The organism is Candidatus Omnitrophota bacterium (assembly GCA_041648975.1).
GTDB lineage: Bacteria > Omnitrophota > Gorgyraeia > 2-01-FULL-45-10 > 2-01-FULL-45-10 > JAQUSE01.
Genome location: JBAZNZ010000034.1, coordinates 1 through 10,076, shown reverse-complemented (window position 1 = coordinate 10,076; position 10,076 = coordinate 1). Strand labels below are relative to the sequence as shown.

9 protein-coding genes are annotated in these 10,076 nt (G+C 48.7%); all 9 read right to left on the bottom strand.

The window, feature by feature from the left end:
* Positions 1-331: 331 nt before the first annotated feature.
* The 9 genes from WC592_08775 to WC592_08735 all read right to left on the bottom strand — a co-directional run bounded on the left by WC592_08775 (position 332) and on the right by WC592_08735 (position 9,796).
* Complete coding sequence (locus WC592_08775) at positions 332-652, bottom strand: hypothetical protein (protein ID MFA4982542.1); 321 nt, start codon at positions 650-652, stop codon at positions 332-334.
* A gap of 321 nt (positions 653-973) precedes the next feature.
* On the bottom strand, positions 974-2,980 hold the full coding sequence (gene priA, locus WC592_08770) for a primosomal protein N' (protein MFA4982541.1): 2,007 nt from the start codon (positions 2,978-2,980) through the stop codon (positions 974-976).
* A gap of 42 nt (positions 2,981-3,022) precedes the next feature.
* Positions 3,023-3,691 (bottom strand): uracil-DNA glycosylase, encoded by a 669-nt coding sequence (locus tag WC592_08765; GenBank protein ID MFA4982540.1) that lies wholly within the window; start codon positions 3,689-3,691, stop codon positions 3,023-3,025.
* A 14-nt stretch (positions 3,692-3,705) separates the two neighbouring features.
* Positions 3,706-4,827, bottom strand: coding sequence for a glycosyltransferase (locus tag WC592_08760; protein MFA4982539.1), 1,122 nt, complete (start codon positions 4,825-4,827; stop codon positions 3,706-3,708).
* 4 nt (positions 4,828-4,831) lie between these two features.
* Positions 4,832-5,416, bottom strand: coding sequence for a D-glycero-beta-D-manno-heptose 1,7-bisphosphate 7-phosphatase (gene gmhB, locus WC592_08755; GenBank protein MFA4982538.1), 585 nt, complete (start codon positions 5,414-5,416; stop codon positions 4,832-4,834).
* The gene (locus WC592_08750; GenBank protein ID MFA4982537.1) at positions 5,416-6,114 is read right to left on the bottom strand and encodes a glycosyltransferase family 2 protein; all 699 of its coding nucleotides are present in this window, start codon (positions 6,112-6,114) and stop codon (positions 5,416-5,418) included. Before WC592_08750 ends, gmhB begins: the two co-directional genes overlap by 1 nt.
* An 18-nt stretch (positions 6,115-6,132) precedes the next feature.
* Complete coding sequence (locus tag WC592_08745) at positions 6,133-7,209, bottom strand: glycosyltransferase family 2 protein (protein ID MFA4982536.1); 1,077 nt, start codon at positions 7,207-7,209, stop codon at positions 6,133-6,135.
* 792 nt (positions 7,210-8,001) lie between these two features.
* Positions 8,002-8,769 (bottom strand): glycosyltransferase family 2 protein, encoded by a 768-nt coding sequence (locus WC592_08740; GenBank protein ID MFA4982535.1) that lies wholly within the window; start codon positions 8,767-8,769, stop codon positions 8,002-8,004.
* A 10-nt stretch (positions 8,770-8,779) separates the two neighbouring features.
* Entirely contained in the window at positions 8,780-9,796 is a 1,017-nt protein-coding gene (locus WC592_08735; GenBank protein MFA4982534.1) for a glycosyltransferase family 2 protein, read from the bottom strand.
* Positions 9,797-10,076 lie beyond the last annotated feature (280 nt).

Here is a 10,076-nt window from a genome sequence, read left to right as displayed (position 1 = left end):
GATCCGGCCTCGAACAGCCTTGGCTCTTTTAATATGCAAAAATGCGTATATATAACCGTTTTTCTCCATCACAAAGACCTAATATTTTCAATGTGCTCATCATAACGTCGGCTTAGGTTATAAGCTATCGAAGCTGTTTAGATTTATATTGTTTTCTTATTGCCTCGAAATTGAAGTATTACAATGCCTATTTGCATTATAATACCAATCCAAAACATGATTTGTGATAAACCCAATACTTTTTGTTTTAAAGGTTTTCCTATATTAGTACGTATATCGTAAAGATTGACTTCCATCGATTGTTTATTTTTCATGTATATTTCAATTTTGCTTAAAGGGACCATATTCCCTGTTCGGAATAATCGCATTCCCCGTCAGTTCGTTGTAATTTCTCAAATACAACATTTTGAGCGGCTTCTTTTGGCTCAATATACATTCTTATGTTTTCCGTCAATTCAGTAAAGCCTTCATCCTCGGGAAACAACGCGGCCTTTTCTGATATAAGAATATTAATTCCTTGATTTGCCCTAACATATCTTGGATCAATTAGGCTAAATAGCCAAGAAAAATCGTTTATTTTATCAAGATAAAAACCAGATACTAATAATGCAATGATAAATAATTCGGTTAATATTTTTAAAAAAAGCTTCATTTCTTTTACGTTCCTTTCTGTAAAATTTTTCGCTCCTCAGATGGCGGAACTTGCGGGCGGTTGCCAGAGTGACTTTTAACCTGTCCCCTTAGTAAAATTTCTTCGCTCGGACTGCAGGGGCAGATAACGGCAGGTTGCCCTTGAGGCGTTATATTTTGCCGAGACTGCGATACACCTAAACTTCTTGAAGCCGTTGTCTCCATAACGGCAATATTATAATCCACAATAAACACCCACGCATATACTCTTGACGGCAAAATTAGCCGAAAGGGCGCCTGCCGTTAAGCTGCCCTGTGATACAGCGAAAAATTTTATCCCGCACTACATTGAGATTGGATCGACGTCGACCGCCACAAGCACGCCATGCGGTTTCCTAAACCTTGAGAGAACCTTCTTCAATAGCGCGCACATAGCGAGCCTGTCATGGCCCTTTAATAATATGTTGTAACGGAAATATCCGCGTATCCTCGATATCGGCGCCGGCGCGGGGCCAGCGACCTTAGCCGAGCGGTCCTCGGCCCTGATCGCCTCGGCCAGGTCAGAGGCCGCTTTCCTCGTCAGCTCCTCGTTCCTCGCCCTGACGGTGATCTTCACCAGATTGATAAAAGGCGGAAAGAGCAGCTCTTTCCTGGACACTATCTCTTCCTCATAAAATTTATCGTAATCATGTTTAGCCGCGCAAAGTATGGCATAATGGCCTGGCGCGTAGGTCTGTATGATGACCTCTCCTCCGTCCTCGCCCCTGCCCGCCCTGCCGGAGACCTGCGTCAACAGGTTGAACGTCCTCTCGCTCGACCTGAAATCAGGAATATTTAATGAGACATCCGCCGAGACTATGCCGACCAGAGTGACTTGTGGGAAATCGAGCCCCTTGGCTATCATCTGCGTCCCGACCAGCAGATTGACATCGCCCGACTTGAATGAGCCCAGTATCTTATCGTGCGAACCTCTCTTGACGGTAGTGTCGGAATCCATCCTCGCCATGTGGGCATGCGAAAAACTATGGCTTAGCTCCGACTCGACCTTTTCGGTCCCGAGCCCGAAATATTTTATATACGAGCTCCTGCACTTCGGACAGATATCCGGCGGCTGGGCGGTATAGTCGCAGTAATGGCATTGGAGTTTCTTGCTGTCGTAATGGTAGACCAGGACCGTGTCGCACCTTTTGCATTTCAATACGAGCCCGCATTTCTTGCAGCTTATAAACGTCGAGAAGCCGCGCCTGTTCAGGAAAATTATAGCCTGCTTCTCGTTCTTCAGCGTCTTCTCTATCGCGTCGAGAAGTACCTTGGAAAATATGGCGACCCTCTTTCTCGTCGCGAGCTCCATTCTCATATCGACTATTTTCGATTTCGGGAGCAGCCTCTCGTCGATGCGCTTCGTAAGCCTGACCAGCTTATATTCGCCTTTCTTCGCCTTGTAATAGGATTCAAGCGAAGGAGTGGCGCTGCCTAATATAAGCGGGCAGTTATTCAGCCTCGCCCTCTCTTCGGCCACATCGCGCGCGTGATACCGCGGGACATCGTCCTGTTTGTAAGACGTCTCGTGTTCTTCGTCGATTATGATTACGCCTATATCTTTCATAGGGCTGAATATCGCGGAGCGCGCGCCTACAACTATCCTGGCCTTGCCGTCCTTGATCTTCTTCCATTCCAGGAACCGCGTCGCCGGCGTAAGACGCGAATGTATGACCGCGACGTGGTCGCCGAACCGCGAAACGAACCGTTCGATAGTCTGCGGGGTAAGCGATATCTCCGGGACGAGGACTATCGCCTGCCTTCCCTTGCTCAGTACTTTCTCTATGGACTGCAGGTATATTTCTGTCTTGCCGCTCGCCGTTATCCCGTGCAGGAGAAATGTCTTGTGCTCTTTTTTATCGATACATTCCTCGATCACCTTAAGGGCCTTATTCTGTTCTTCATTCAGGTCATGAGGGGTCGTGGGAGGGAAATCTAATATATTAATGTGCGGCTCCTTGATCCGGGATCCTATGGCGGTGCCGCCTTTCTTTATGCCTCCGGGTATGGCCGCGGCTATAGCCTCGCCCCAGGAACAGAAATAATTGTCTTTTACCCACGCGGTAAGCTTCAGCATCTCTTCGCTGACTATCGGGCTGTCGTCTATGACCGAGACTATATCCTTCGTCTCTTTCACATCGGCCTCATCACTGAAACCGACCACATATCCCACCACCGTCCGGTTCGTGAAAGGCGCAAAGACCCGTTTCCCTATCGCAATACGGTCCGAAAGCGAAGCCGGAATGGAATAGTGAAATATTCTGTCAATCGGGAGCGCTACAGCGACTTGAGCATATTTCGGTGCGTTCATGTAATCTCACTTTTATAACTTACAACTTACGACTTACAGCTACTATAGTTCTCTCAGCACCTTCTTCATATCTTCCCAAACGAGCTTCTTATCGTTCGGGTTCCTCAATAAATACGCGGGATGGAATGTGGGCATGACCTTTATTCCTTCATATTCCTGGAACTTCCCCCGCAACGCGGAAATGGGTGTTTCAGTCTTGAGAAGCGTCTGGCTCGCGAATTTCCCCAATGTGCATATAACTTTCGGTTTTATTATCCCGACCTGACGCTTGACGTTCTCCTCGCAGGCGAGTATCTCCGCCGGAAGAGGCGCGCGGTTATCGGGAGGGCGGCATTTCAATATATTCGCTATATAAACATCCTGCCTTTTCAACCCCATAGCCTCTATTATCTTGGTCAGGAGCTGGCCCGCGCGTCCCACAAATGGAAGCCCCTGGATATCCTCATCTCGCCCCGGAGCTTCTCCTATGAACATCAGGTCTGCCTTAGGGTTACCGGAGCCGAAGACTACATTGTGCCGCGTCACTGACAGGCCGCACTGAGCGCAAGCCATGACCTCTTTCTTCAGTGCCGCAAGATCATCTGTTAGGACGCCTTGACCCATACCTGTGTCCGAACCGGGTCTGAAAAAACATTCTTTAAAACCGGACTCCTTCTCAAGCTCAAGGTATGACCTGATAGAATCTATTACGTCTTTTAATCCGCTCTCCATTTTACTCGATCCTTTCAATGCTCGCCTATCGCCAGACGGACTATATCATAACAGGCCGTAGGTTTTTTTATCTTCTTTATGGCGTCTTTCATCCTGCCGATCTTCGCGGGATCGGCGATCATCTCTTCCACGACGCGCCTCGCGTCCGACGCTTTATCCACTTTTATGGCCGCCCCGTGCTTTGTCATGAAATCGCAATTGCGGGTCTCCTGGCCGATGATCGGAGATATGACGACCATAGGCAATTCTTTCGTCAACGCTTCCGTAACCGTTATCCCGCCTGACTTCGAGATCAGGAGATCGGAGACTTCCATATACTCGTAAACATTATCCACATACCCCAACACCTTAAGCCCGGCCTTTAAGGAAGGTTTTAGGCCCTCAAGCTTCCGGACGAGCTCCTCATTGTGGCCGCATACGGCTATTATCTGAATGGACATGCCTCCGACCGCTTCTATTATCTCCTCTATAGGGCCTACACCGAATCCTCCTCCTATGACAAGGAGCGTAAAGGTATTCTCCGGCAACCCCGTCTTTTCTCTTATGTTTTTCTTATCCAGTTTTTTGGCGAAGATCGGCTCTGCGGGTATTCCCAGCGCGGCTATCTTTGACTGAGGCGTCTTCCACTTCAGGAGATCTTCTACGGCATCCTCTCCGGCCACAATATACGTATCTACAAAGCCCGACACCCACCACGAATGCAGCCTGTAGTCCGTTACTATGGACACTAGACGCGAGCCCATCGCGCCGCGCCGTTTCATGTCGGCTATTACCTCGCTTCCGAAAAAATGCGTCGATATTACCACGTCGGGTTTCATTTCGATAAGAAACTTGGATAACTTTCCGGAATTAAGCCAGTTATTGAACCTCCTCATCGGGGCCACAATAAGGTTAACGTAGAAGTTATCGGTCAGGTAGTATAAAAGTCCCCACAGCAGAGGGAACTTATTCACCATCAAAAGATATACTTTCAGGTATATCCATTTAAAAAAGGGATTGGTATAATCCAGGGAATCTATTATTGAAAATTCCACCCCTTCCGGCGACAACTCTTTGAACGCGGCCTCGACAGCCAACGCGGCCTTTTTATGGCCGATGCCGGCCGTAGCGTAGCATATCAATATCTTTTTCGCCATTTTCTCACTCCCTCTTCTTTTTGGCTGCCACGATAAAATCAACCGCTTCCGACAGGTCGGCAAAAATATGGTCGGGTTTGATGTCCCACCCGGCAGCCGCCTCGAGGGTGGTCTTGCCGCTCAATACCAGGACAGTCTTCATCCCGGCCTTCGAGCCGGCCTCTACATCGACCTTCCCGTCGCCGATAAAATACGACCCCGCCACATCGACGTCCAGCTCTCTTTCAGCTTGATCCAACATGCCTGTATTAGGCTTCCTGCACCCGCACCCGTCCTCATCCTTATGTATGCAGTAGTACACTTTAGTTATCCTGCCGCCTGCCTTCTTTATCTCTTTAAGCATCTTCGCATTGATGTTGTTAAGCGCGCGGACAGTGTAATAACCTTTACTCACGCCGGCCTGGTTTGATACCACTACAATATCGTAACCTTTATCGGTCAGCCTCTTTATGGCGTCCTTCGCCTCCGGCAGGAAATAGAAATCGTCCCATTTCGTAACATAGCTGTGCTCCGTCCACCCTCCGGGATCCCTGTTTATAACACCGTCCCTGTCGATAAATACGGCTTTTCTCATTTTTCGCGCTTTCATCAATCCATCATCCTGTATTTTAGTATAGCCGCAAGGGCGCTTATGCCGTGTTTCCAGGTTATCTTCTTGCCTTCGGCATAACTCCTGCCGTAATAGGATATAGGTATCTCATAGACGCGCAGTTTCTTGTTCTTCAGGATCTTGGCCGTCAGTTCGGGCTCGACCGAAAAACCGTTGGACCTTATCTGTATGCCGGTCAGGATATCCGCCCTGAACATCTTATAACACGTTTCCATGTCGGAAAGCGTCGAGTTATATAGAAGGTTCGCGACGAACGTTAACAGGCAGTTGCCTAATTTGTGCCAGAACATATGGACCCTCTGCGGCCTTCCGCCGGAAAGCCTGGAGCCGTATACAACGTCGGCCACACCCTCTTCTATAGGCGTTATCATCTCGAGGAATTCGTTCGGGTCGTATTCGAGGTCGGCGTCCTGTACTACCACTACATCGCCCGTGACCTGTTTGAAGCCGGTGCGGAGCGCGGCGCCTTTTCCCTGATTCCTGTCATGGTAAAATATCCGCACACGAGCGTCGAATTTCGCGTTCTTCAACAGGTCCCGGGTGCCGTCCGTGGAAAGATCATCCACAACTATCAATTCTTTCACTATGTCGAGCTTTAAGACCTTCTCGATGATCTTCAGGATAGTCTCTTTTTCATTGAAAACCGGCATTACGACCGATAAAGCCTTCTTTTCCATATATCTTCCTTTTCTGGTTTAAAAGTTTCTTGACCTTTTTTCCAGCAGTTCGAGCACCGATTTCTTGTCCGCGCCCACCACGACCTCGGAACCGTGCAAAGGCTTCATCGCCGTCAGGAACCGCCCCAGCGCCTCATTATCCGTGATCACGACCTCAAGTGGTTTCTTTTTTCTGTCCTTCAATATCTTACAGGCCGAGATAAGGCCGAATAGGGCCGCACTGATATCGAGCCTGCGTATGTCAAAATGGTCTATCTTTACGGGCCACGGCAGCCCTTTCTTCAGAAAAACTGATACCCTGTATCCGTGCCTTGCGGCGTCTACCGCAATATCATTGGTCTTGTCGGCATATGACGCTGAATCCGCCAGATAAGCTATCTTTACGGGCCTGCCCCATTTTTTGAAAAAGATATTTTCATTGGCCTTGAACAGCGCTTTCGCATCTTTCAGCTTATCGAAGGTCGCGCGCTCCCTGTGATAGACGTAAGAGGCCTTTGCCCTGACTGCCGAAAACCCCGCTCCATGGGCCCTCCTGCAGTAATCGGTCTCCTCGAAGTAGCCTATTCCATATTCCTCGTCGAGCAGCCCCACCTTTTCTATGACTTCTTTTTTCAACAACATGCAGAATCCCCGGCAATTATACAGCTCCTGGGTCTCCCCTCTGAACTGTTTTAACAAAAGCGCGTACTCTTCTATGCCTTTTCCGTCCGGCGGGAATTGCCCCGATGTGTTGCTCGAGGGGTTGACGAGGCCGATCGCCGGATCAGATTCCGCGACATCGACCATCTCTTTAAGCCATCCCTCCGTTGCGATTGTGTCATTGTTCATGATGCACGCATAGCGGCTGTCGGATAGTTTCAGGCCCTGGTTCACCGCCTTCACGAACCCCAAGTTCTCAGGGTTACGCACGAGAACGATTTCCGTCTCTTTTTTAGCGCAGAGGCCGTCGAGATAGCCCTTTGTCGCGGCGTCGCTCCCGTTATTTATTATGATGAGCCTGAAGGGATAGCCCGTACTCTTTTGTAAGGAATCGACACACTCCCGCGTAATCTCATGCTCGTTCCACACCGGCATTATTATGTCGCATCTATCCACTTATTCACTCCTGACTATTTTAATATCCTGCTTCAACCTAAGCCTTGTTATGTGAGCACAAGGAAATTTTTACGGGTCCCCGCCTGCCAGCGAGAGACCGCTTCAGGCGGGCAGGCTGCTGCTCCTTCGACTTTTTCTTTTAAAGGGCTCGTTTGGGGTTTACAATCTCCCTATTTCTTTATACTATACTCTGTAAATAACGGTCTAACTTGACACTGAAGTCATTACATATCGGTATATTCTATGCGCGTATCTGTACTGCCCCATCCCAAACTTCGCCCTTATCGAGAAAAAGTCTGGAAGGAGCATCACCCGTAAAAATTTCCCAGCCCGCATACTTTAACCTAATATTATTCCCGCCCTCTGTCATATTCTGGCGGGATCCCGCCCCGTATTAGACTCTAGGCGGGACAATGTGCTCATCATAACGTCGGCTTAGGTTTTATCTGCTTCCCTTGTAAAATTTTTCGCTCCTCAGATGGCGCCCGCCTGCCCGACTTCGACTGTGTCAGGCGGGCAGGGAACTTACGGGCGGTTGCCGAAGTTCTTTTTAACCTGCCCCCTCAGCAAAATTTCTTCGCCCCGTTATGGCGACGACGGCAACCGGCCACGTGGGTTGAGCCGTAAATTTTGATAACGTCTCATTAATACCCAAAGCACTTTAGCGCCATAGTTACCATAAGAACAAAAAAGCCTAAACACTATACACAAAACCAAACACACTTGATATCAAAATTAGGCGAAGCCCACTGGCCGGTTAGCCGAATCGGCGCAAGGGCAAAGCGAAAAATTTCATCCCTTCTTCCTGACGAGCTCCCAGTACTTCGCCCATTTGAGGAAATGTATCCACGCGAAGAGCACTGCGAAGGCCAGCCCGTACATCCCCTCTTTATAACCCTGCTTCTTAACATACGACTTCCAGAACATCTTGAGCGATTTTAATATCATATTGCTCTTTATCTTCGCTTCGGGCAAGATTCCCTCTTTTTTCAGCAGTTCCTTTGACGAAATATCCGTATAGCGGTTCTGTCTTACTATAAACTGGCTTATGGAACCAAACGGATAATGCTCGATGTCGGCTTCTATCTGGCCCATGTTGCCCTTGTAAACTGGTACCTCATGGACGACGCCCTCGTATCGCACATGTCTTTTGTCGACGAGGTTCGGGATGTAATGATGGAATCCCCCATGGTCCATAGCATGGCTCAGGAAGAAATTCTTCCGCCGGAATTTATAAACTACAACGCTTTCGCCTTTAGACAGCGTCTCTTCCATCCTGGCCGCAAAATCTTTAGTCACTACATCGTCGGCGTCAAGGTGCAGGACCCAATCGTTCTTTGCGCTGTCCTGGCCCGCATTCCTGTCGTCCGCGAACGAACCCGTAAAGCGGCGCTGTATCACCTTTGCCCCGGACGAACGCGCTATCTCAACGGTCCTGTCCGTAGAAAAACCATCGACAACGATGGCCTCGTCCGCCCACTTGACGCTCGCGAGGCATCTGGCAATATTCTCTTCCTCATTCTTGGCTATGATAGCCACCGATACAGGTATATGGCCCATAATATCTCCGTCAGTAATATTTCACCCTGGCGCAATGGATAAATGTCAGCCTCTCCAGCACCTTGCCGAACTTCTCTTCTGACACGAATATCTCATCGAACTTCTTCTTCTTTTTCAGTATATTGAACAGGGTATTAAGGTAAAAGTGTTTACCGGGCAGTTCGACCGTTTTTATATTCGAGTGCTCCGGCAGAGGGAGCTTTTCTTTTAAAAAGAACGAGACCCAATTGCCTCCCCGCGCCAGTTTAAGAGTGTCCGAAGACAGCCTTTTCAAGACATTGTCATCGTAAGAATCGAGCACATACGCGATCCTCCTGGGCTTGCCCCACCTGAATTCGTATATCTCCCTGTTCCTCTTAAAATCTTCTTCGAACGTCTTCACTTTACCGAACGACGAGCTTTCCCTGTGATACACATAAGCGCCGCACGCCCTGACACACCTGTAGCCTTCTTTCACGGCCCGCTTCGAAAAATCCGTATCCTCAAAGTTCCCCATGCCGTATATCTCGTCAAAGAGGCCTATCTTTTCTATCACCTCACGTTTTATGAGCATGCAGAAACCTATCGCCGCGCCGAGTTCGACGAATTTTCCCGCTTCCGCGGCCAGTGAAGCCGCGTAAAGTTCAAACGGCTGTCCGTCGGCAGGCTTCTGGCCCAGATTATTGCTGGAGGGATTAACTATACCTATATCATTCTTAATTGAAGCGATATCTATCATGGATTTAAGCCAATCTTTGGTCGTGATAGTATCGTTATTCAATAAACATACGTAAGGCGCGTCTGAAGCGCGTATCCCCTGGTTCACAGCCTTGACGAAACCGACATTCTTATCATTACGCAAGACAAGGACAGGAGGAGACTTCATCTCCTTAAGGCCGTCCAGATATCCGCGAGTCTCTTCATCGCTGGCGTTGTCTATGATGATCAGGCGGTAATTGCCGTCTGTGTTCTTAATGATAGAGTCGACGCAATCCCTGGTAAATGCCCGCTGATTCCATACCGGTATTATAATATCGCACCTATCCACTTATTCACTCCTGATTATTATACCAACTCTGCTCAAACCTAAGCCTAGTTATGTGAGCACTGAAAATATTTCCCATGCGCTCTATCTATGGGGCCGGTCTTTGTTCAGTCGAAAAACGGGAGCCTGCGGCAACTCGGCCGGCGTCCCGCCGTTGGCGGGACGATGATCCGGCCTCGAACAGCCTTGGCTCTTTTAATATGCAAAAATGCGTATATATAACCGTTTTTCTCCATCACAAAGACCTAATATTTTCAATGTGCTCATCATAACGTCGGCTTAG

Bases quoted from the DNA above. Each gene is read 5' to 3' on its own strand.
- WC592_08775 (MFA4982542.1), bottom strand. From the start codon at position 652: ATGAAGCTTTTTTTAAAAATATTAACCGAATTATTTATCATTGCATTA.
- priA (MFA4982541.1), bottom strand. From the start codon at position 2,980: ATGAACGCACCGAAATATGCTCAAGTCGCTGTAGCGCTCCCGATTGAC.
- WC592_08765 (MFA4982540.1), bottom strand. From the start codon at position 3,691: ATGGAGAGCGGATTAAAAGACGTAATAGATTCTATCAGGTCATACCTT.
- WC592_08760 (MFA4982539.1), bottom strand. From the start codon at position 4,827: ATGGCGAAAAAGATATTGATATGCTACGCTACGGCCGGCATCGGCCAT.
- gmhB (MFA4982538.1), bottom strand. From the start codon at position 5,416: ATGAAAGCGCGAAAAATGAGAAAAGCCGTATTTATCGACAGGGACGGT.
- WC592_08750 (MFA4982537.1), bottom strand. From the start codon at position 6,114: ATGGAAAAGAAGGCTTTATCGGTCGTAATGCCGGTTTTCAATGAAAAA.
- WC592_08740 (MFA4982535.1), bottom strand. From the start codon at position 8,769: ATGGGCCATATACCTGTATCGGTGGCTATCATAGCCAAGAATGAGGAA.